This is a genomic window from Geminicoccus flavidas (assembly GCF_009806515.1).
GTDB classification, from domain to species: domain Bacteria; phylum Pseudomonadota; class Alphaproteobacteria; order Geminicoccales; family Geminicoccaceae; genus Geminicoccus; species Geminicoccus flavidus.
This window is the reverse complement of sequence record NZ_WUJP01000184.1, coordinates 1-282: the sequence shown is the minus strand read 5'-3', so window position 1 is coordinate 282 and position 282 is coordinate 1. Positions and strand designations below refer to the sequence as shown.

1 protein-coding gene is annotated in these 282 nt (G+C 73.0%); it reads left to right on the top strand.

Features of this window, described 5'->3' with window-relative positions; genetic code table 11:
• On the top strand, positions 1–282 hold a 282-nt coding region (locus EQG76_RS05075), incomplete at both ends, for a hypothetical protein (RefSeq protein WP_159711176.1).

Below are 282 nucleotides of genomic sequence, written 5' to 3'. Positions count from 1 at the left end.
CGCGGCGCGCTGCGCTTTGCCACTGCCGCCATCGACGACCTGGCTGGCGCGGATGCGTCAGCCGAGCGGAACCTCCTGGCCGCCATGAGCGAGGCCAGTGAATCGGCCAGCCTGATCACCGCCGGCTCGGTGGACGGCTACCGGCGCCTGCGCCATGTCCAGGGCGTCCTGGTCGCGGCCCTGGCCACCATGGCGGCGGCACAGGCATCGGGCCAGTACCGGCGGCGCGGCGAGACCCGGCTGCCGACCGAGTTCGGCGCTCGCATGGTGGAAATTGCCGAG